This window comes from Streptomyces sp. NPDC028928 (genome assembly GCF_055564915.1).
Genome location: NZ_JBVHVI010000001.1, coordinates 401,031 through 422,445 on the forward strand (window position 1 = coordinate 401,031; position 21,415 = coordinate 422,445).

Below are 21,415 nucleotides of genomic sequence, written 5' to 3' on the forward strand. Positions count from 1 at the left end.
CCCCGCCCTAGGGTCGCGCTCCGACCGTCGCGGCACCGCCGAGCCGCGTCGGCGAACGGACCTGGGGAGGACGGATGATCCCACCGGCCACGGGCAGGAGGCCGCCCCCGGCGGGACGCTGGCTGCTGCGCGAGCCGTCGCACGAGTCCGGGGCACGGCTGTTCTGCCTGCCGTTCGCCGGCACCGGAGCCGCCTCGTTCCGCGGCTGGCCCGGCCGCATCGGCCCGCTGGAGGTGTGCCCGGTGCAGTTGCCGGGGCGGGAGAACCGCATCCGCGAGGACGGCTACCGCGACTTCGACACCTTCGCCGCGGACGCCTCACGGGCGCTGGCGCCGTACCTGGACCGGCCGTACGCGCTGTTCGGGCACTGCATGGGAGCGCTGCTGTGCTACGCGCTGACGGTACGGATCCAGGAGGAGGGCGGCCTGCTGCCCGACCGGCTGTACCTCTCCTCCTGCCTGGTGCCCAGCCGCGGCTTCTTCGGGATGTTCCACCCGTCCATGAGCGACGAACGGCTCGGCCGCGAACTCGGCCGCGTGGTACGGCGGTTGGGCGGCGGTGAGATCCTGCCGGACCTGCTCCCGCTCGCGATCCGCGTACTGCGGGGCGACGTCGACATGTGCTACGGCTACCGGCCCCCGGGCCCGTACCCGCTCAAGTCGCCGATCAGCGCGATCGGCTGGCGCGACGACCCGGACGTGGGGCCAGCCGACCTGCGCGAGTGGAACGCCTACGGGCAGGTCACCCATCACACCCTCGACGGTGACGCGCTCACCTACCTGACCGCGCCGACCGCCCTGACGGAACTGATCGCCGAGGACTTCGCACCCGCCGCCCCGTGACCGGGATCCGTCTGGGGGCGTCTGCTGGAAGGGACGACCATGAATCAGGACGCACGTGGGGCCGGATCCGCGACCCTGGTGGCGCTGTTCGCCCGGAGCGTGGGCCGGTACCCGGACGCCCCGGCGGTGAGCGACGGCACGTCACGCCTGTCGTACGCGGAGCTGGACCGCCGTTCCACCGCACTGGCCCGGACACTGGTCCGGCGGGGGGTGCTCCGGGGCGACCGGGTCGGCCTGTACCTGTCGCGGGGCGTCGACCTGGTGACCGCCGTGCTGGGCGTGTTGCGGGCGGGCGCCGCCTATCTGCCCGTCGACACCGCGTATCCGGCGGCCCGCCGGGACCACATGCTGTCCGTCGGCCGGGTGGCCTGCGTGGTCACCGAGCCGGCCCTGGCCGAGGGGCCGGCCGGCGCCGGCTGCCCGGTGATGGAGTGGAGCGGCGCCGAGGAGAGCACCGGCACCGACGGCCCGCCGCTCCCGGAGCCGGCCGGTGCGGACGCGGCCTGTGTGCTGTTCACCTCGGGCTCGACGGGCACCCCGAAGGGCGTGGTGCTCGAACACCGGCAGATGACCGCCTTCGCGCTGGACGCGGCGCTGCCCGAACTGCGTCCCGGTGACCGGTCCGGGCAGGCCGCGAGCGTCTCGTTCGACACCTTCACCTTCGAGGTCTGGCGGGCCCTGGCGGGCGGTGCCGAGATCGCGGTGCTGCCGTCGTTCGCGCAGTTGCTGGCCACCGATCTCCAGCGCGAGCTGCGGCGGCGCCGGATCACCGCGATGCTGGCGCCGGCCGTCGCGCTGGGCGACGTGGTGCGCCACGACCGTGAGGCGTTCTCCTCGCTGCGGCTGCTGTGCTCGGGCGGTGACGTCCTGCTCCCGGCGACCTGCCGGGACCTGCTGGCGGGCGGCTTCACCGGGCGGTTGTTCAATCTCTACGGCCCGACCGAGACCACCGTCGCGTGCACGGGGCACGAGATCCGCAGCGCTCCGCCGGCCACCGACGAGAGCGTGCCGATCGGCAGCGCCTTCGCGGGCGCGCGCCTGTACGTGCTCGACCCGCAGTTGCGTCCCGTGCCGCCCGGCACGCCCGGCGAGCTGCATGTGGCGGGCAGTGGGGTGGGCCGGGGCTATCTCGACCAGCCGGGGCTGACCGCCGCCCGTTTCCTGCCCGACCCGTTCGCCGCGGACGGCAGCCGTATGTACCGCACGGGTGACCGGGTCCGGCAGCGGCCGGACGGGGTCGTGGAGTACCTGGGCCGGATCGACCGCCAGTGGAAGATCAGTGGCTACCGGGTGGAGCCCGGTGAGGTGGAGGCGGCGGTGCGCAGTCATCCCGGGGTGCGGGAGTGCGCGGTCACCGCGGTCGGCGAGTCGGGTGCCCGGCGCCTGGTGGCGTTCACCGTGCCCGCCGGCGAGGCGCTGTCGCTGCGGGATCTGCGGGCCTTCCTGGAGCAGCGCGTGCCCCGGTATCTCGTGCCGTCCGAGTTCGTGGTCCTGCCGTCGATGCCGACCGACCCGCACGGAAAGCGGGACTGGGACCGCCTGTTGGCGATCCACGCGGACCGCCCCCTGCGCGGCGCCGGCCACGCTCCCCCGCGCGACGACGTCGAGCGCTATCTGGTGCGGTTGTGGGAGGACCTGCTGGCCCTGGAGGGCATCGGCGTCCACGACGACTTCTTCGCACTCGGCGGGCACTCCCTGCTGGCGGTCCGGGCCCGCCTGACCATCCAGCGGGACATGCGTGTCTCGCTCAAGCCGGAGGCGCTCTTCGAGGACAGCGTGCTCGAAGACCTGGCCCGCGTCATCAACGAGAAGCGAAAGGCGATGGTGACCTCATGACCGGCCGCACACGGCCCGACGCGCCGATCGACCTCAACGACCTGGACCTGTTCGTGTCCGGTGATCCGCACGCCGCGTGGTCGTGGCTGCGGCAGAACGCGCCCGTGTACTGGAACCCGACGCCGGACGGCGGCTTCTGGGCGCTGACGAAGTACGAGGACGTCGCCGCCGCGTACATCGACGCGTCCGCGTTCTCGTCCCGGTTCGGGACGGTGCTGGGCGGCTCGTACCGCAGCGCCGCGGACACCGCGTCCGGCCAGATGCTGATCTGCTCCGATCCGCCCGACCACCGGCTGCTGCGCCAGCAGGTCCACAAGGCCTTCGCGCCCTGGATGATCGAGAAGGCCACGCGGCGGGTGGTGGAGTTCCTCGACGCGGCGCTGGACAAGTTCGTGGCCCAAGGCGGCGGCGACTTCGCCACCGAGGTGGCGCTGGAGCTCCCGGCCGGTTTCCTGTCGGCGATGTTCGACCTCGGGCGCGACGACGCGTTCCGCCTGCTGCGGCTCACCCGCTCCATGATCGGGCACAAGGACCCGGAGTACGCGGGGACGGCCGGGACGGGCATGACGCTGGTGGCCTCCCAGGTGGAGATCTTCGACATGATCTCCGAGCTGATGGAGCGACGGCGGCGCGAACCGGGCGGCGATCTGGTCAGCATCCTGTGCTCGGCCGAGATCAACGGCCGCCCCATGACGGACAGCCAGATCCTGTACAACTGCCTGAACGTGGCGGTGGGCGGCAACGAGACCACCCCGTACACCGCCACGGCGGCCGTGCTGGCCCTGGCGGACCACCCCGATCAGGCCGAGCGACTGATCGCCGACCCGGGGCTGCTGAGCACCGCGGTGGAGGAGGTCTTCCGCTGGACGTCCACCAACGCCTACGTGCAGCGGACCGCGACCCGCGACGTGGAGCTCCGCGGCGCCCTCATCCGTGCCGGGGACTCGGTCACGCTGTGGAACGCCTCCGCCAACCGGGACGAGGAGCAGTTCCCCGCACCGGACGTCTTCGACGTCTCCCGCACCCCGAACCAGCATCTGGCGTTCGGCGTGGCGGCGCACCGCTGCATCGGCATGGGCGGGGCGCGGCAGGAGATCACCCTGCTCATGCGGGCGCTGGCGGAGCGCCGGCTGCGCTTCCGCGTGGCCGGGCCCGTCGAGCGCCTGCGGTCGAACTTCATGCTGGGCATCAAGCACCTGCCGGTGACGGTGACCGCCGGCTGAGCCCGCGAAGGAGCGGCACGGCGCACCGCGAGAGGGGGGAGACGGTGTCTCCCCCCTCTCGCTCTTCCGGCCGGCTCTGTCACGTCCGCTCGGTGGCGTGCCGGAGGCTCAGCGGCCGCATGTCCGTCCAGTGCTCGTCCACGTAGCGCTCGCACTCCTGCTCGCCGCCCGAGAACCCGGTGTGCCGCCAGCCTCCGGGCGGCTCCCGGTCGGCGGGGAACAGGCCGTACTGCTCCTCGGCGTTGACCAGCACGTTCCATGTGCGGGGCGCGGGTTCCGTACCGACGTCCTCGCGGTCGACGCTCATGCCATGCCCTCCACCGTGTCGTCGTCCTTGTCGTCGTTCTTGTCGCCGTTCTTGTCGTCGTTCTTGTCGTCCCCGGGCCGGCCGTGCGCCGCCTGTTCCAGGTGCGCGGCCAGGGCACGCAACCGGGAGTTGGCGAAGACGGTGCTCATGGGGATGGCGAGCCGGGTGGCTCGTCTGATCCGGGCCGCCACCCGGATCGCCAGCAGCGAGTTCCCGCCGATGCGGAAGAAGTCCTCGTCCGCGCCGACCTCTTCGACGCCGAGTACCTCGCACCAGGTCCGGGCCACCAGTTCCTCGTACGGCCCCGTGGCCGCGGCGTGCGCGGCCGTCCGGTCCGGTGTGCCGGACGTACGCGGCTCGGGTCGCGGGAGCCCGGACCGGTCCACCTTTCCGGACCCGTTCAGCGGGAAGGCGTCGACGACGACGTAGGCGGCGGGGACCATGTGGTCCGGGAGGTGCCGGCGCGCCCATGCGTCCAGGTCCTCCTCGTCCGGCCGTCGCGGTGCGCCCGGCGCGCTCCGGCAGTACGCGACCAGGGCGGGGGCCGCGGGCACGTCGTCGCGCTTGACGACGACGGACTCGGCCACCTGCGGATGCCCGGCGAGTACCGCCTCGATCTCGCCCGGCTCGATCCGGAAGCCCCGCAGCTTGATCTGGTGGTCGAGCCGGCCCAGATAGGCGAGCGTGCCGTCGGGACGCCGGCGGGCCAGGTCTCCGGTGCGGTACAGCCGGCTGCCGTCCCCGGCGAACGGGTCCGGGACGAAGCGGGCCGCGGTCAGCCCGGGCCTGCCCAGATAACCGCGGGCGAGCCCGGTGCCGGCGAGGCAGATCTCCCCGGGCTCGCCGTCGGGGACGGGGCGCAGGGCCGGGTCGAGCAGGTACAGGCCCACCCCGGGCAGGGGGGCGCCCAGGTGCGGGTCGTGCCGTGCCTCGACGGGTGTGGCGGTGGCGTCCACGGTGCATTCGGTGGGGCCGTAGAGGTTGTGGGCGACGGCGGCACCGTTCGCCCGGAGAGCGGCGAGGGCCTGCCAGAGGTCCGGGTCGATGGCCTCCCCGCCGACGAGGAGGGTGAGCGGGTCCGCGTCGGCGGTGGGCGTCAGGTGCTCGACGAGGGGGCGGAGGTGCGAGGGGGTGATGTCCAGGTCGGTGATGCGCTGTTCGCGCAGGAACCGGGCGAGCGCCTCGGGGTCGGTGCGCAGCTCCTCGGGGAGGAGGACCAGTGTGTCGCCGGCGCAGGCACGGATCCACTGCTGTACGGAGGCGTCGAAGGACATGCTCGCGTTCCATCCGACGCGGGTTGGTTCCCGGCGGACGATGCCGGCGCCGCGCAGCCGGTCCAGCAGCTCGGTCAGGGCGCCGTGCGTGATCTGCACGCCCTTGGGCCGGCCGGTGGAGCCGGAGGTGTAGATGACGTAGGCGGGGTGGCCGGAGCGGAGGTCCACCCCGGGGGGACCCGCCGCCGTGTCGGCGTCCAGGTCGAGGGTGTCGAGGTGGAGGGCGCGGTCGCGCAGCGGCTGGGGCAGCCGGCCGGCGACCGACGAGTGGGTCACCACGGTCGTCATGCCGCAGTCGGCGGCCAGGAAGCGCAGCCGGTCCTCGGGGTGGGAGGGATCCAGCGGCACGTAGGCCGCGCCCGACTTCAGGATGCCGAACAGGCCCACCGGCAGGTCCGCGGTGCGGGGCAGGCACAGGCCCACCATGGTCTCCGGGGCCGCTCCCCGGGCGTGCAGGATCCGGGCCAGTGCGTCGGAGTGCGTCCGGAGCCGGCGGAAGGTCAGCGACCGGGCCGCGGCGACGACGCCGGGCCGGCCCGGATGCCGGGCCGCGGCGCGGTCGAGTCCGCGGTGGACGGGCTCCCACCCCTCCGGCGGGGTCGGTGTGCCCTCGCGCGTGGCGGTGGCCCAGGGCGTGCTGCTGCGTGTCACACGGTCCTCCTCTACCCTGCTCGGCGCGGCCCGCTCCGGTCAGTAGCGGTACTTGGCCGGTTCGGTGTCCAGGGCGGCGACGGCGTCGGCGAACTCCCGCTCCAGGGCGGCCAGGTGAGCGGCGTCCGGTGCGGCGGCGTCGCGTGCGCGCATCAGCCGCTGGGTGGTGTCCAGCAGCGGCTTGAGCGCGGCTGCCGTGACGTTCTTGCCCGCCAGGTACGGCAGGGACCAGAAGTCGAAGTCGTACAGGGGCAGCCAGGTCGACTCGGTGACCGCGTCGAACATGGCGTCGCAGTGGGCGGCGGCCTCCCGGGAGTCCATCGTGAAGTGCTCCCAGCTGTAGCCGGCGCCCTTGATGCCGTACAGCTCCTTGTTGCGGTAGACGGGCGAGCGTTCGTTGCCCCACCACGCCTGGGCCCGCCAGAAGTCGGGGGCGGTCTCGTTGAGGAAGTCGACGGTGTTGGCGACGGTGCGTTCGTTCTCTCCGGGGAAGCCGACGATGAGGGAGGCGAAGGTGGTCACGCCGCGTTCCTTCAGCCGCTGGATCCCGGTGCGGTACTGGCTGTCCTGCGCGAGCTTGTTCATGTTCTGCAGGACCTGTGTGTCCCCGGACTCGATGCCGAGGAAGACACCGGCGCACCCCGACTCCGCCGCGAGGTCGAAGGTCTCCTCGTCGCGGGCGTTGGAGCAGCGCAGGTAGGAGTACCACCGCAGCCCCAGGTCCTCCTCGATCATCATGCGGCACATTTCCTTGAACCGTTTGGGCGGGACGTTGAAGGTGTCGTCGACGAACACGACGTTGCGCACGCCCTTCTCGGCCAGCGCCCGCAGTTCCCGGCGCACGGTGTCGACCGAGGCGGTGGTCAGGGCGCCGGCCCGGGAGGGGTAGTCGCAGAAGGCGCATTTGAAGGCGCAGCTGCGGGCGGTGCGGGTCTGTGCCGTGGCGCCGATCTGCCGGCTGCTGAAGCGGCTCCAGTCGATGGCGCAGGCGTCCAGGTCGTTGGCCTCGGGGCGGCGGCGGGTGAGCACCCAGGTGTCGTCGGGGCAGTGGATGACGTTGGGCACCTTCTCCACGGAGGCACCCGCGGTCAGCGCGGCGCACAGGTCGGCCAGGGTCTGTTCGCCCTGGGGCTCCTGGACGTAGGTGTCGGCGCCCATGGCGAAGAACATGTCCTGGAGCGCGTCCGTGATGCCGTTGAGACACAGGTTGTCGATGAGGGGGCCGCCCACCACGATGTGGGCGTCGGGCGCGTGCTTGCGCACGAACTCCACGATCTGCACGACCGGCAGGATGGTCACGTAGAACGTCGTCGTGATCGCCACCACGCGCGGGCGCCGGCTGAGCAGCCCGGCCAGCTCCTCCTGCTCCGCCCCGAACAGCGAGACGGGTTCCGCGGAGTAGCCGTGCCGGCGCAGGTGGTTGGTGAGGTAGAGCGCGGCGAGGTTGAAGACCTCGCCCACGTGGTAGCGGTCGTTGCGTCCGGTGGCGCGGTTGCGCAGGTGGCTGAACGCCTCCAGCCAGGGCATGGGGCGGCCGTCGAGGACGAGGTGCTCCTTGCGGTAGATCTGCCACTCGGGGGAGTCCGGACCGGCCTGTTCGCACATCAGCCGGTAGTCATCGAAGTCACCGGCGTGGTAACCGATGACGACACAGTCAAGTCCGGTCATGTTCGGCTCGCTTTCCGCTCGGGTCGGCGGGTGTGGGGAAGTGGGCGCGCACGAGTCCGGTCACGTACGGCAGGTGGTCGGCGAAGTGGAAGTGGTCGCCCGGGAGGAGGTGCACCTCCGCGTCCCGCCGGGTCCGCTCGGTCCACGCCCTCAGGGTGGGCTCGCTCACCAGGCGGTCCTCGGTGCCGCCCAGCACGGTGATAGGGCACGCCAACCGCCGTGGTGCGGGCCCGAACCGGTAGTTCTCCACGATCGTCAGGTCCGCGCGGACGGCGTCGAGGACGAGCGTGAGGAGATCCGGGTCCGCCAGCACCTCCGCCGGCATCCCGCCGTACTCGTGCAGCCAGTCCACCAGCGCGGAGTCCGACCACAGGGCGTCGCCGTAGGTCGCGCCGGGTTCGCGGGCGTGCGGTGCCCAGGCCCCCGACACGCACAGGGCGGCGGGCGGGCGCCCGGCCTGTTCCAGACGCCAGGCCACCTCGAACCCGAGGAGTGCGCCCAGGCTGTTGCCGAAGATCACCAGGGGCAGGTCCAGGTCGTCCAGGGCCTCGACGAGCGCGTCGCGCAACTCCTCCATGCTGCGCGCCGGCGGCTCGCCGAAGCGGGAGCCGCGCCCGGGGTACTGGGCGGCGAGGACGGTGACGTCGTCGGGGAAGTGCGCGGGCCATTCGGTGAAGGCGTGGGCGCTGCCCCCGCCGTGCGGCAGCAGAAGAAGGGCCGCGGTGTGCGGGCCGGGGGTCGGTCGCAGGTCCCACACCCAGGGCCGGGAGAAGTAGGCGGCGCGCTGGGGTGCGGAGGTCATACGGCCAGCTCCCCCGTGTAGCCGGGGAGCGGGTGCCGCCGGCACAGCCGGTGCACGGCTCGCCGTACCCGATCGCGTACGGCGGGGTCGAGCCGGTGTCCCGCCGCGCCGGCCGGCTTCGTCGCGGTGAGGACCTGGTGGACGAGGTCGGCGCACTCCCCCATGTCCTCGGGCCCCAGGCCACGTTGGGCGAGGATGTTGGTGCCGAACCGGAGCCCGCTGGTGATCCGCGGTGAGCGGGTGTCGTTCGGGATGCGGTTGCGGTTGGCGAGGATCCCGCACTCCTCCAGGGCGCGCTCCGCGGCCGCCCCGGACAGGCCGAGGGGCGTGGTGTCGACCAGGACCATGTGGGTGTCGGTGCCGCCGGTGAGCACACGGTGACCGCGGCGGGTCAGCTCCTCGGCCAGGGCCCGGGCGTCGCGCACGATGCGCTCGGCCAGGGCCCGGAACTCGGGTCGCGCCACCAGGGCGAGGGCCCGCGCCTTGGCGGCGATGCCGGCGGCGTTCAGCGTGCCCTGGCTGCGTGGGAAGACCGCCCGCTGCATCAGCTGGGCGAGGGTGCGGACGCCGTCGGGTCCGGGCGTGTCGCACTCGGCGCCGCTCAGGATCAGTCCGCCGCGGGGGCCGCCGAGTTGCTTGTAGGTACTGAGGGTGGTGATGTGCGCGAGGTCGATCGGGCTGGGGTGCGCGCCCGCGGCGACGAGGCCCGCGATGTGCGAGATGTCGGCGAGCAGGTACGCCCCCACCTCGTCGGCGACGGAGCGGAACCGTTCGTAGTCCAGGGCCCGTGGGTAGGCGCTGGCGCCCGCGATGACGACCTTCGGGCGGTGCCGGTGCGCCAGGCGCCGCACCTGCCCGTAGTCGATGCGTCCGTCCTCGCCCACGCCGTACCCGACGGCGTGGAAGTAGTCGCCCACCACCGACGCCGGTGCGCCGTGGGTGAGATGGCCGCCCGCGTCGAGGGCGAGGCCGAGGACGGTGTCGCCGGGGCGCATGAGGGCGAACAGCACGCTGAGGTTGGCCTGGGAGCACGAGTGCGGCTGGACGTTGGCGTAGCGCGCCCCGAAGACGGCGCGGGTCCGGCGGACGGCCAGTTCCTCCACCTGGTCGAGCCAGCGGCAGCCGGGGTGGTAGCGGGCGCCGGGGTACCCCTCCGCCGTGACGTTGGCCAGGACCGAGGCGCCGCAGGCGAGGACGGACGGGTCGGCGAGGCTGGCGTAGGCGACCATGGCGAGCGTGTCCTGCTGCCGCCTGAACTCCTGCTCCAGCAGCCCGTCCAGTTCGGGGTCGTGCCGCCGGAGCGACGCCGCGGCGCTGACGGTCAGGTCCCGCTGCCCGGTGCCCCGCGCCGCGGGCCCGGCCTGGTTCGGCAACGTCAATGAGTCCACTGCCCTGTCCTCGCGTCCTAGGTGCGTGGTCGGCCACCCCGGAGGACCGGGGGCCCGGCGACCGTAGGGCGGCGGGGTTTGGCAGCGGTTACGCCGTGCCGACGGCGGTGGTCACAGATCCGCACCGGACCGATCGGCGGCAGACGACCACACACGTGCAGGCAGCCGGTGCCACAGACCGAGGCCGGACCGGTCGGCGACGGCGGCAACGGCAGCGGCAACGGCAACGGCAACCGCGGCGGGTCTCACAGGCCGAGGCCTGCAACCAGAGCCACGCAGGCAGCCGATGCCACAGACCGACGCCAGCCCCCTCGGCAGCGACGACGGCGGCGGCAGCAGGCGGGAGCCGGGGCCGTGGCAGCAACCGGCCTCACCGACCGAGGCCTGCAAGCAAAGCCGTGCCGGCGGCCGTGGTCACAGGCCGAGGCCGGACCGGTCGGCGGCCGGCAGCCAGACGGGGCCGATCGCGTCGGCCATGTCCCGGGCGCGGGCGCCGCTCCCGGCGGCGTCGAGCAGCCGCGACAGGAGCCGGTGCGGCCGGTCCCGGCGCCACACGGCCGACCACGGGTACACGGGGGTGGGGTCCACGAGCGGCACCGTCCGGATGCGCTGCCCGTCGGGTACGTTCATGCCCGCGCCGACGAGGGTCGCCGCGCCGGGACTGTCCGCGACGGTGTCCACCAGGTGGTCGAGGCTGAGCGCCGGTCCGCTCGTGTTCAGGTCGAGCGACCAGGTGTCGGCGAACTCCCGCAGGAAGGCGGTCCATTCCAGCACGCCGCCGCCCATGGGCGTCCTCAGGGGGACTCCGGGCAGCTCGGCGAGGCGGACGGACGGCTCCTGGGCGAAGGGGTGGTCGAGGCCCACCAGCAGCACGAGGGGTTCCAGTCGCGCCGGCCGGTACGCGAACTCGTCCCGCCACGGAGTGCGCAGCGCGTGCACCCGGCCGAACGCCACGTCGATCTCCCCGCGCCGCAGGGCGGGCAGCGCGTTCTCCAGGCCGTGCCGCATGCTCACCTCCAGCGGCGCGTCCGGGTCGGCGTCGATCCAGCGCTGCACGAGGTGTATCGGGACCAGGCGCTCGTCGAGGACGTCGATGCGCAGCGGACGGCCGGCCGCGGCGACGGCGGCGACGGCCGTGTCCGCGGCGTCCAGGGCGGCGACGGCGGGGCCCAGGAAGCGGGAGCCCGCCTCGGTCAGTTCCACGCCCTGGCTGGAGCGCTCCAGGAGCCGGGTGCCGAGCAGTTCCTCCAGCCGGCGGATGCGCTTGGACAGCGCCTGCTGGCTGAGGTGGAGGCGCTCGGCCGCCTTGCCGAAGTGCTGCTCGTCAGCCGTCGTGATGAATGCCCTCACCTGCGCCATGTCCAGATCCACGCTCTCATCTTCGAAGACTCCCGATGGTTGTCAAACCCGGAGTGATCGTTGTTGGACAGGCCGCGTGCGCCCGGCATTGACTCGACGTGACGAAGATGTCCGTCCGCTTGCTGGGAGAACAGATGTCCACCATGGAGACCGGGCCCGAGGGCAAAGGAGGCGCCCCCGCACCCGCGGAGCAGCCCGCAGCGTTCCCGCGCCGCTGGAAGGCGCTGGCCGTACTCTCGCTGGTCCAGTTCATCATCGTGATCGACAACACGGTCGTGAACATCGCGCTGCCCTCGATCGAGGACGATCTGGGCACCTCGCAGGCCGGCCTGGCCTGGGTGGTCAACGGCTATCTGCTGGCCGCGGGCGGACTGCTCGTCCTGGGCGGCCGGGTGGCCGACCTCGTCGGACGCAAACGGCTGTTCGTGATCGGTACGACGCTGTTCGCCCTGGCCTCGCTGACCAGCGGCCTGGCCTGGAACTCCGGTGTGCTCATCGTCAGCCGGTTCGCCCAGGGCGTCGGCGAGGCCATGGCGTCGCCGGCCGCCCTGTCGCTGATCGTCCTGATGTTCACGGACGGCAAGGAGCGGGCGAAGGCCCTCGGCATGTGGGGAGGTCTGGCCGGCATGGGGGCGACGGTGGGCGTCCTGCTGTCGGGCGTGCTGGTGGATCTGGCCGGCTGGCGCTGGGTGTTCCTGGTCAACCTGCCCGTCGCCGCCGTCGCGCTGGCTCTCGCGGCACGCAATGTGCAGGACGCGCCGGTCACGGGCGCGCGGCAACGGCCCGACGTCTGGGGCGGTCTGCTCATCACGGCCGGGCTGGTCGCGGTGGTCAACGGTCTGCTGCAGGCGTCGGAGCACCCGTGGAGCAGCGTGGCGGTGTGGGGGTCCCTGGCCGGTGGGCTGGTGCTGGTCGTGCTGTTCGCGCTGGTCGAGGCCCGGGTTCCGGATCCGATGATGCCGCTGCGGTTCTTCACCGACCGCACCCGGATCACCGCCAATGTGGCCACCGTGTTCCTCACCAGCGCCATGGCCGCGATGTTCTTCCTGGTCACGCTGTACGTGCAACAGGTCCTCGGCTACTCCCCGCTCCAGTCGGGTCTGGCGTATCTGCCCTTCTGCGCCGCGTTCATCCCGGGGATGGTGGTCTCCACGCAGCTGGTGACGAAGGCCGGCGCGAAGACGGCGATCATCGTGGGCTTCGGTGTCAGCGCGGTGGGCATGCTGCTGCTGGCGCGCATCGACGCCCAGGGCTCGTTCTGGGGCCAGCTCGTACCGGCGACGGTGGTGCTGTCGTTCGGTCTGGCGATCGGCCTGCCGGCGCTGCAGAACGCGGCGCTGTACCGCTTGTCGGACGCGGACGCCGGCCTCGGCTCGGGAGTGCAGACGTCGGTGCAGCAGCTGGGCAGTTCGCTCGGGCTGGCGGTGCTGACGACGCTCGCCGTCACCCACGCCCATGACGCACGCGGCTCCGGCGGTGCGGCCGGGCAGGCCATGGTGGACGGCTACCGCTTCGCGTTCGTGACGGCGGCGGTGGTCCTCGTCGTCGGCGCGGTCCTGGTAGCCGCCGTCATGCAGGCCGTACGGCAGCCGCAGACGCCCGGCTCCCCGCAGGTGCAGGCGCCTCGGGCCGGAGCGCAGCACACCTGACGGCCGGTCACGCCCGACCGGCCCCCCGACGAGCGGCCGTCCCGCCGGAGTCATCCCCCGCCTCCGGTGCGGGGCGGCCGCTCTCCTTCTCCCCTGCGGCGGGCCCGGGTTCAGGGGGTTTCGCGCAGACGCTCCAGCGCCCGCGCCACCTCCTCGTCGCTCATCCCCTCCACCTGCTCAAGGAGGTCCGCGGCAACCGTCTCGTCCTCGCGCGCCCCGTCGGTTCCGACGGCGGCGGCGTCGGCCTCCACCGCACGGGCCAGCGACGCGAGACCGCTCGTCTCGAAGATCTGCATCACCGACAGATCGGTTCCGAACTCCTCGTTGACGGCGGCGATCACGTCCACCGCCAGCATCGAGTAGCCGCCGAGGGCGAAGAAGTCGTCGTCGCGTTCCAGGACGTCACGGCCCAGGGCACCGGCCCAGATGCGGGCCACGGCGCGCTCGGTCTCGGTGCGCGGTGCGCCGCACGTGCCGGGTGCCGGCCCGCCCGGGGATGCCGGCCCGCCCGGGGGTGCGGGATCCGGGGCGCCGGCGGGCGCCGCGGACCAGGCCGGCAGCGGCGGGCGGGGCCGGCCGGACTGCTCGCCCGGCAGCTGCGGCAGGGGGGTGTCGGGGTGGTCCACCGCGGCGCGGAGGATCTCCAGGTAGGCCTCGCAGATCTGGCGGGCGCTGCGCGCGTCGATGCGGTCGCTGTCGTACTCGAACCGGCCGGTCAGCCCCTCCAGGGTGTCGTCCAGCACCAGTTCGAAGTCGAAGCGGACGGTGTCGTTGGACATGCCCCGGCAGGCGGCGCGCACCGAGTCGCCGAGGGGGGTCCAGCCGAGGGTCGCGGGTGTGCCGCCGTAACTGAAGATCGTCTCGGCGATGGGGTTGGTACGTCCGTGGCGGACCGGCCTCAGCTCCTCCACGAGCTTGCCGAACGGCAGGTTCTGGTGCTCGATGGCGCCCAGGACGGCCTCCCTGACCCGGTCGAGGACCGTGGCGAAGGAGGCGCCGCCGGTGTCCGTGCGGATCACGACGGTGTTCGTGAGCGAGCCGAACACGCGCTCGAAGCCGGGGGTGTCGCGGCACGCCAGCGGCAGGGCGGTCGCCACGTCGGGGCGGCGGGCCAGCCGGGCGAGCAGCACCTGGTAGGCGGCCAGCAGGACCATGAACGGCGACCCGGCGTGCTCCCTGGCCAGGCCGACGACCCGTTGGCGCAGGCCGGCCGGGACGGTGAACCGCACGGTGCGGCCGGTGGGGAGGGTGCCCGCGGTGCCCGGCCGGTCGTAGGTCAGGCGCAGGCCGTCGTAGCCGTCGAGGCGGCGGCGCCAGTAGGCCGTGAGCCGCTCGGTCTCCGCCGGGGTCAGCGTGGTCCGCTGCCAGGCGGCGTAGTCGGCCAGCTGGGGCCCGGGGTCGGGCAGTACGACGTCACGGCCGGCTGCCAGCGCGGCGTACGCGGCGCCGGCCTCGTCCAGCAGGACGCCCACCGCTCCGCCGTCGGCGATGGTGTGGGAGGCGACCCACACCAGCACGTGCCGCTCGCCCCGCTCGTCCAGCCGCAGCAGTTCGAAGCGCCACAGCGGCGCGGTCTCCAGGTCGAAGACGGTGCGGGCGAGTTCGAAGCAGCGGGAGTCGGCGGCGGCGCGGGGGTCGTCGTGCCCGGACAGATCGCGCACCGGCAGCTCCACCGGGACCCGTGCCCGGACCACCTGGCGCAGTCCGCCGGGGTGGGGCCGCAGCTCGGTGCGCAGGGCGTCGTGCCGCTGGACGACCGTACGCAGGGCTGTGTGCAGGTGGCGGGGCTCCAGGTGGCCTTCCAGATCGAAGCGGAAGGGCACGTTGTAGTTCGGCGTGCCGGCGGTCAGCCGGCTGAGGAACCACAGCTGTTCCTGCGTGTGGGTGGCGGGGAGGGGGGCCGCGGGGTCGGCGCGCGGCACCGGCGGGCCGGGTTCTCCGTGCGCGGGGGGCTGTCCGGCCCGCACGCGCTCGGCGAGGCGGGTCCACTGCTGGGGCGTCAGGCGGCTGAGGGAGTCGTCCATGACCGGCCGAGGCTAGGGCCGCCGGGTTAGGGCCCGGTTACGCCCGGCCGCGTAACCCTTCGCTAACCTCGGCGGCCTACCGTCCCCGCCTCCTGTCTCCAGCGCGGAAAGGGCGGAACGTCGTGCGGGACACCCACTCCCACGAGTCACAGCTCTACGTCCACGAACGTGTGGCACTGGCAGCCCGCCGCACACCGAGGGCCACGGCCGTCGAGCACGCGGGCACGGCCCTGGACTTCGCCGGCCTGGAGGAGTCGGCCAACCGGCTCGCCCGGCACCTCCAGGGGCTGGGAGTACGGCCGGACGCGCGGGCCGGTCTGTACCTGGGGCGCGGCACGGCGCACCTGATCGCCCAGCTGGCCTGCTTCAAACTGGGCGTGGCGGCGGTGCTGATCGACCCCGCGCACCCCTCGGCCCGGGTCGCGTCGATGCTGCGGCACGCCGAGGTGGCCGTCGTCCTGGCGGACGAGCACACGGCGGCCGGGCTGGACGAGGGCCCCGGGGTGCCGGTGGTCCTGATGGACGGCGACACATGGCGTTCGGCGCCCGCCGGACCGCCCGAGGTCGCGGTGACCGACGCCACCGTCTGCCATGTCGCGTTCACCTCGGGCTCGACGGGCGACCCGAAGGCCGTGCTGTTCCGGCACGGCGCCCTGCGGACGCTGGTGCACACGCTGATCGAGCAGTGCGCCATCGAGCCGCGCTCGCGGGGCAGTTGGCTGTGTTCCCCGGGGGCGGGGCTGGTCGAGGTGGACTGTCTGCCGCTGCTCGCCGCGGGCGCGACGGTGTGCGTGCCGGAACCGCATGTCGCGGCGGACCCCGGGGCGCTGCGGGACTGGCTGGTGGGCGAGCGCGTCTCCCACAGCCTCATGATGACGGCGACGGCGGAGCGCTGCTGGTCGCTGGGCTGGCCGGACGACACGGCGCTGCGCAATGTGCGGGTGGCGGGCGAGCGCCTGCGCACCTGGCCGCCGGACACGCTGCCGTTCGAGGTGGTGAACGTCTACGGATCGTCCGAGGCCACCGTGGTGACCACGTGCAACCTGTCGGCCGTGAGCCGCACCCTGACCGAGGACGAGCGCCTGCACCGCGCCCCGCCGGTGGGCCGCCCCGTGCCCGGCGTGCACGTCCATGTGCTCGACGAGTCGCTGGCGCCGGTCCCGCCCGGGGAGCCGGGCGAGCTGTACGTCTCCGGCGCCGGCCTCTCGCTCGGCTACCTCAACCAGCCCGCGACGAACGAGGAGAAGTTCCTGCCCAACCCCCTGCCCGACGACCCGCACCCGGTCCTGTACCGGACGGGCGACGTGGCACGGCGCTGGCCCGACGGCGAGATCGAGGTCATCGGCCGGGCCGACGACGAGGTGAAGATCCGCGGCTACCGGGTCCACCTGGGCGAGGTCGAGTCGGCGCTGGCGCGGCAGCCGGGTGTGCTCCAGGCCGCCGTGACCGTGACCGAACCGGCGGACGGGGAACGCCGGCTGGCCGGCTACCTCGTCACCGCCCCGTCCGCCCCGCCCCTGCTGTCCGAGATCCGCCGGGCGCTGCGCCGGACGCTGCCCGCCTACATGGTTCCGGTGACCCTCACGGTCGTGGACGAGATCCCCGTCGGCCCCGGCGGCAAGGTGGACCGGGCCGCGCTGCCGGCGGCCGGCCGGAGCCGGCCCGGCCTGGACGTGCGCAGGGTGGAGCCGCGCAACGAGACGGAGCGGCGCCTGGCGGCCCTGTGGTCGGAGGTGCTCGGACTGGACGACATCGGTGTCCTCGACGGCTTCTTCGACCTGGGCGGCGACTCGCTGAGCGCCCTGCGGCTGCTGACCCGCGCGCGCGAGGAACTCGGCCTCGACGTGACGCTCCCCGAACTCATGCGCGCGTCGAGCGTCGCCTCGCTGGCCCGGCTGACCGCGGCACGCGGCGCGGCCGAGGCGACCTCGTCCCTGACCGGCCTGCCGCCGGTGCGCCGCGACCGGGCCGGCCGGTACGAGCCGTTCCCGCTGACGGAGACGCAGCAGGCGCTGTGGATCGGCCGGGGCGCCGCCGTCGACTTCGGGAACGTGGGCTGCCACGGCTATTTCGAGTGGGAGCGCGACGGGCTGGACGTGCCGCGGTTCGAGCGGGCGTGGGCCGAGGTGGTGCGCCGCCACGACATGCTGCGCGCGGTCGTCCTGGCCGACGGCACCCAGCGGGTGCTGCCACCGTCCGCCGGTCAGGAGGTGCGGGTGCTCGATCTGCGGGAGGAGTCCCCGGACGCGGCCGGTGAGCGGACGCAGCGGGTGCGCGAGGAGATGTCGCACCAGGTGATGGACCCGCACACCGGCCCGCTGTTCGACGTGCGGGTCACGCTGCTGCCCGGCGGCCGGGTGCGTCTGCACATCGGCGTCGATCTGCTGGTCGTCGACGCCTGGAGCCTGTTCCAGGTGCTCTTCCCGGAGCTGATCGAGCTGTACGAGGACCCGGACACGGCCCCGCCCGCACCGGGGATCACGTTCCGGGACTACGTGACGCAGGCGCGCTCGGCACTGGAGGCCACGCCCGCCTACGAACGCTCCCGCGCCTACTGGCTGGAGCGCGTCCCGGATCTGCCCCCCGCACCCGACCTGCCCCTGGTCACGCGGCCGCGGGGCACGATCCGCTTCGAACGGCACGCGCACCAGCTCGCCCCCGCGCGCTGGCACCGGCTCCAGGAGCGAGCCCGGCGGCTGGGCGTGACGCCGTCCGGCATCCTCGTGGCGGTCTTCGCCGAGGTCCTGCGCACCTGGAGCAGGAACGACGCGTTCACCATCAACTTCCCCGTCTTCGACCGGCTGCCGGTGCACCCGGACATCGACCGGCTGCTCGGCGACTTCACCAACACGCTCCTGGTGGCCGTGGAGAAGACCGACGGGACGTTCGCCGAGCGTGCCCTGGACATCCAGGAGCAGATCTGGACCGATCTCCAGCACCGGCACTTCAACGGGGTGCGGGTGCTGCGCGAGCTGCAACGCCGCCGGCCCGCCGCGGGGGCCCGCCCGGCCATGCCCATCGTGGTGACGAGCCTGCTCGGACATCCGCCCCGGCGGCAGGTGTCGGGGCTCGGCCGGGAGACGTACGGCATCTCCCAGACCCCGCAGGTGCTGCTCGACTTCCAGATCCGTGAGATCGACAGGACCCTGCACCTGAAGTGGGACTTCCTCGACGCGATGTTCCCGCCCGGCCTCGTCGACGACATGTTCACCGCCTACTGCGGGCTGCTGGACCGCCTGATCACGGAAGAGGCGCTCTGGCAGGCCGAGCGGTTCGATCTCGTACCGGCCGAACAGCTCGCCGTACGCGCCGCGGTCAACGACACGGCGCGGGAGGTCGGCGACACACTCCTGCACGAGATGCTCGCGCGGCAGGCGGCCGAGCGCCCCGACGCCCCCGCCGTCATCACCACCGCCCGCACCCTGTCCCACGCCGAACTGCACGCCCACGCCAACCGCATCGGACGGCGCCTGCGCGAACTGGGGGCGCGTCCGGGCAGGCTGGTGGCGATCGTCGCCGAGAAGGGCTGGGAGCAGTACGCCGCGGTGTACGGCGTCCTCACCGCCGGAGCCGCGCACCTGCCGGTCGACCCCGCGGTACCGCCGCTGAGGCTGCGGGAACTGCTGGAGAACGGCGAGGCGGAGCTGGTGCTCACGCAGAGCCGGCTCGTCGACGCACTCGCGTGGCCGGACGGCGTACGGGTGCTGGCCGTGGACCGTGACTTCGACACCGTCAGCGATGCTCCGCTCGCCTCCGTGCAGGGGCCGCGCGACCTGGCGTACGTCATCTACACCTCCGGGTCGACGGGCCGTCCCAAGGGTGTCATGGTCGACCACCGCGGTGTGACCAACATGTTCAGCGACATCAACACGCGCTTCGGTGTCGGTCCCGGCGACCGGGTGCTCGCCGTGTCGGGGCTGCACTTCGACGCCTCCGTGTACGACGTCTTCGGCATCATCGCCGCCGGTGGGGCGGCCGTACTGCCCGATGCCGGTGAACGGCCCGACCCCGCGCACTGGGTGGACCTCGTCCGCCGGGAGTCGGTGACCTTCTGGAACTCGGTGCCGGCACTGGCGCAGATGCTGGTCGAGGCGGCCGAGCAGGTCGCCGGCGACAGCGCGGCACCCGTGCTGGAACCGCTGCGGCTGACCGTGCTGTCGGGCGACTGGATCCCGCTGACCCTCCCCGACCGCATGCGGGCACTGGCCCCGCGCCTGCGGGTGATGGGGTCGGGCGGCCCGACGGAGACCGTCTGCTGGTCCATCCTCCAGCCGGTCGGCGAGATCGACCCGGACTGGACGAGCATCCCGTACGGCAAGCCGATGGCCAACCACCGCTACCACGTGCTGGACGGCGCCTGGCGGGACCGGCCCGTGTGGGTGCCCGGCGAGATGGTGGTGGGCAGCGACGTCGGACTGGCCCACGGCTACTGGCGCGACGAGGAACGCACCCGGGAGCGCTTCTTCCGGCTCCCCTCCACCGGGGAACGCGTCTACGCCACGGGTGACCTGGGGCGCTATCTGCCGGACGGCTCGATCGAGATCCTCGGACGCGACGACTTCCAGGTCCAGGTCAACGGGTACCGGATCGAACTGGGCGAGGTGGAACACGCCGCCCGCAGCCATCCCCGGGTGGAGGCGTGCGTGGTCGTGGCGCCCGCCCGGGAGAGCCGGGCCCGCCATCTGGTGGCCTTCGTCGCCGGGGACGTCAGCGGTGACGAGGTGTCCGCGCATCTCAGGGAGCGGCTGCCCGGCTACATGGTTCCGGCGGACGTACGGATCCTGGACGCGCTGCCGCTCACCGGCAACGGCAAGGTGGACCGGCTCGCCCTGACCGAGCAGGCGCGCCGTACGGCCGGGCAGACGAGTCCGCAGGACCCGGACGACACTCCCAGGGGGCCGCTGGAGGCGCTGGTCGCCGCGGTCTGCGCGGAGGTCCTGGAGCGGCCCGAAGTGGGCGTCCAGGACGACTTCTTCCTCCTCGGCGGCGACTCCCTCACGGGAACGCGGTTCGCGGCCCGGCTCGGCTCGCTGCTGGACGTGCCCCTGTCCGTCCGCGACATCTTCGATCTGCCGACGTGCGCGCAGCTGGCCAAGGGCCTGGCGACGGACGCCGAGCACGGCCCGCGGGTCGTCGCCTTCGCCGAGGCCGTGGCCAGGACGGCCGCGCAGGACGAGGAGCAGGACGCGGGATAGGCCGGGGGTGCGCACTGAGGGGCTACCGAGGGGCTGCTGAGGGGCTGCCGGACGGTACTCCGGCAGCCCCTCGGTGTCTCAGGCAGGCGCCTCGGGTGTCGTCCGCGCCGTCCCGGTCAGCCGCCGCTCACGGACGTCAGGGTCCGCCCGCCCGGCGCAGGCTCCAGCGTGCGTCCCGCCGACTGCGCGGCCGGCCGCAGCCTGCGCATCAGCTCGGCGAGGTCACTCGTCGGCAGGGCCTGCGCCGCGTCGCACAGCGCGGCGGACGGATCGTGATGTGCCTCGACGATGATGCCGTCGGCCCCCACGGCGGCTGCCGCGAGCGCGAGGGGCACGACACGGCCGCGGGTGCCGGCGGCATGGCTCGGGTCCACGATGACCGGCAGGTGCGTGCGTTCCTTGAGGACGACGACGGCGGCGAGATCCAGCGTGAAGCGGTATCCGGTCTCGAAGGTACGGATCCCCCGCTCGCACAGCACGACCTGCTCGTTGCCGCCGTCGAGCACGTACTCCGCGGCGAGCAGCCACTCGTCCAGAGTGGCCGCCAGGCCGCGCTTGAGCAGGACCGGCATGCGCAACCTGCCGGCCTCGCGCAGCAGTGCGTAGTTCTGCATGTTCCGGGCGCCGATCTGCACCATGTCCACCGCCTGCGCCACCCGCTCCACATCCCGTACGTCCACCACCTCCGTCACCAGGGGCAGGCCGGTCCGCTCCCGGGCCTCCGCCAGGAGCCCCAGTCCCGCCTCACCGAGGCCCTGGAACGCGTACGGCGACGTACGGGGCTTGAACGCGCCCGCGCGGATCGCGTGCGCGCCGCAGGCGTGGACCTCCCGGGCCGTGGTCAGCATCTGGTGCCGGTTCTCCACGGAGCACGGGCCGGCGATGACGGTGAATCCGGGGCCTCCGATCTCCACGTCCGACACCCACACCCGTGTGGTGGCCGCGCGCCCCGCCAGCCGCGCCGCACGCGGGTACCCGGCCGACAGCGACGCGATCTGCGTGACCTGCGGCAGGCCGTCCAGGACGGCCGCGACGCGGTCCCGGTCACCGGTGAGCGACACCAGATGCGGCGTGTGCACTCTGAGACCGGATCCCGCGAACTGCACCGCCGACAGCACGTGCCGGCGCTGCGCGGGGGTGCACGTGTCACTCAGGACGATGGCGATCATCTGGGGTCCTTCCTCCCGGTGCGCGGGC

At 73.3% G+C, this 21,415-nt stretch carries 13 protein-coding genes; 5 read left to right on the forward strand and 8 right to left on the reverse strand.

Annotation, left to right across the window (positions count from 1 at the left end; all coding sequences use genetic code 11):
- Window positions 1–74 precede the first annotated feature (74 nt).
- The 3 genes from ACZ4U1_RS01815 to ACZ4U1_RS01825 are packed head-to-tail and all read left to right on the forward strand — an operon-like array spanning window position 75 to window position 3,901.
- On the forward strand, window positions 75–842 hold the full coding sequence (locus tag ACZ4U1_RS01815; protein ID WP_467898327.1) for a thioesterase II family protein: 768 nt from the start codon (window positions 75–77) through the stop codon (window positions 840–842).
- A gap of 39 nt (window positions 843–881) precedes the next feature.
- The gene (locus ACZ4U1_RS01820) at window positions 882–2,678 is read left to right on the forward strand and encodes a non-ribosomal peptide synthetase (protein WP_467898329.1); all 1,797 of its coding nucleotides are present in this window, start codon (window positions 882–884) and stop codon (window positions 2,676–2,678) included.
- Window positions 2,675–3,901 carry a cytochrome P450 gene (locus ACZ4U1_RS01825; RefSeq protein WP_467898332.1) on the forward strand — a complete coding sequence of 409 codons (1,227 nt, stop codon included), beginning with the start codon at window positions 2,675–2,677 and terminating at the stop codon, window positions 3,899–3,901. Before ACZ4U1_RS01820 ends, ACZ4U1_RS01825 begins: the two co-directional genes overlap by 4 nt.
- Window positions 3,902–3,980: 79 nt before the next feature.
- Here ACZ4U1_RS01825 and ACZ4U1_RS01830 read toward each other — a convergent pair whose 3' ends face one another.
- The 6 genes from ACZ4U1_RS01830 to ACZ4U1_RS01855 all read right to left on the reverse strand — a co-directional run bounded on the left by ACZ4U1_RS01830 (window position 3,981) and on the right by ACZ4U1_RS01855 (window position 11,362).
- On the reverse strand, window positions 3,981–4,208 hold the full coding sequence (locus ACZ4U1_RS01830) for an MbtH family protein (RefSeq protein WP_467898335.1): 228 nt from the start codon (window positions 4,206–4,208) through the stop codon (window positions 3,981–3,983).
- Window positions 4,205–6,133 (reverse strand): non-ribosomal peptide synthetase, encoded by a 1,929-nt coding sequence (locus ACZ4U1_RS01835; protein WP_467898338.1) that lies wholly within the window; start codon window positions 6,131–6,133, stop codon window positions 4,205–4,207. Before ACZ4U1_RS01835 ends, ACZ4U1_RS01830 begins: the two co-directional genes overlap by 4 nt.
- A gap of 39 nt (window positions 6,134–6,172) precedes the next feature.
- Window positions 6,173–7,801 carry a PhpK family radical SAM P-methyltransferase gene (locus tag ACZ4U1_RS01840; protein ID WP_467898341.1) on the reverse strand — a complete coding sequence of 543 codons (1,629 nt, stop codon included), beginning with the start codon at window positions 7,799–7,801 and terminating at the stop codon, window positions 6,173–6,175.
- Complete coding sequence (locus ACZ4U1_RS01845; protein WP_467898344.1) at window positions 7,788–8,603, reverse strand: thioesterase II family protein; 816 nt, start codon at window positions 8,601–8,603, stop codon at window positions 7,788–7,790. Before ACZ4U1_RS01845 ends, ACZ4U1_RS01840 begins: the two co-directional genes overlap by 14 nt.
- The gene (locus ACZ4U1_RS01850; RefSeq protein ID WP_467900030.1) at window positions 8,600–9,928 is read right to left on the reverse strand and encodes a serine hydroxymethyltransferase; all 1,329 of its coding nucleotides are present in this window, start codon (window positions 9,926–9,928) and stop codon (window positions 8,600–8,602) included. Before ACZ4U1_RS01850 ends, ACZ4U1_RS01845 begins: the two co-directional genes overlap by 4 nt.
- 477 nt (window positions 9,929–10,405) lie before the next feature.
- On the reverse strand, window positions 10,406–11,362 hold the full coding sequence (locus tag ACZ4U1_RS01855) for a LysR family transcriptional regulator (protein WP_467898346.1): 957 nt from the start codon (window positions 11,360–11,362) through the stop codon (window positions 10,406–10,408).
- 122 nt (window positions 11,363–11,484) lie between these two features.
- On the opposite strand from ACZ4U1_RS01855, the gene ACZ4U1_RS01860 reads away from it, so the two are divergent.
- Window positions 11,485–12,999 (forward strand): MFS transporter, encoded by a 1,515-nt coding sequence (locus ACZ4U1_RS01860; RefSeq protein ID WP_467898349.1) that lies wholly within the window; start codon window positions 11,485–11,487, stop codon window positions 12,997–12,999.
- Between the two features lie 110 nt (window positions 13,000–13,109).
- Here ACZ4U1_RS01860 and ACZ4U1_RS01865 read toward each other — a convergent pair whose 3' ends face one another.
- Window positions 13,110–15,023, reverse strand: a complete 1,914-nt coding sequence (locus tag ACZ4U1_RS01865; RefSeq protein WP_467898352.1) for a condensation domain-containing protein — start codon at window positions 15,021–15,023, stop codon at window positions 13,110–13,112.
- 122 nt (window positions 15,024–15,145) lie between these two features.
- On the opposite strand from ACZ4U1_RS01865, the gene ACZ4U1_RS01870 reads away from it, so the two are divergent.
- Window positions 15,146–20,218, forward strand: a complete 5,073-nt coding sequence (locus ACZ4U1_RS01870; RefSeq protein ID WP_467898355.1) for an amino acid adenylation domain-containing protein — start codon at window positions 15,146–15,148, stop codon at window positions 20,216–20,218.
- 116 nt (window positions 20,219–20,334) lie between these two features.
- Here the strand turns inward: ACZ4U1_RS01870 and aroF are convergent, their stop codons facing one another.
- The gene (aroF, locus tag ACZ4U1_RS01875) at window positions 20,335–21,387 is read right to left on the reverse strand and encodes a 3-deoxy-7-phosphoheptulonate synthase (RefSeq protein ID WP_467898358.1); all 1,053 of its coding nucleotides are present in this window, start codon (window positions 21,385–21,387) and stop codon (window positions 20,335–20,337) included.
- Window positions 21,388–21,415 lie beyond the last annotated feature (28 nt).

Excerpts from the sequence above, each read along its gene's own strand:
- ACZ4U1_RS01815 (WP_467898327.1), top strand. The coding sequence starts at position 75 with ATGATCCCACCGGCCACGGGCAGGAGGCCGCCCCCGGCGGGACGCTGG.
- ACZ4U1_RS01820 (WP_467898329.1), top strand. The coding sequence starts at position 882 with ATGAATCAGGACGCACGTGGGGCCGGATCCGCGACCCTGGTGGCGCTG.
- ACZ4U1_RS01825 (WP_467898332.1), top strand. The coding sequence starts at position 2,675 with ATGACCGGCCGCACACGGCCCGACGCGCCGATCGACCTCAACGACCTG.
- ACZ4U1_RS01830 (WP_467898335.1), bottom strand. The coding sequence starts at position 4,208 with ATGAGCGTCGACCGCGAGGACGTCGGTACGGAACCCGCGCCCCGCACA.
- ACZ4U1_RS01840 (WP_467898341.1), bottom strand. The coding sequence starts at position 7,801 with ATGACCGGACTTGACTGTGTCGTCATCGGTTACCACGCCGGTGACTTC.
- ACZ4U1_RS01845 (WP_467898344.1), bottom strand. The coding sequence starts at position 8,603 with ATGACCTCCGCACCCCAGCGCGCCGCCTACTTCTCCCGGCCCTGGGTG.
- ACZ4U1_RS01860 (WP_467898349.1), top strand. The coding sequence starts at position 11,485 with ATGTCCACCATGGAGACCGGGCCCGAGGGCAAAGGAGGCGCCCCCGCA.
- ACZ4U1_RS01865 (WP_467898352.1), bottom strand. The coding sequence starts at position 15,023 with ATGGACGACTCCCTCAGCCGCCTGACGCCCCAGCAGTGGACCCGCCTC.
- aroF (WP_467898358.1), bottom strand. The coding sequence starts at position 21,387 with ATGATCGCCATCGTCCTGAGTGACACGTGCACCCCCGCGCAGCGCCGG.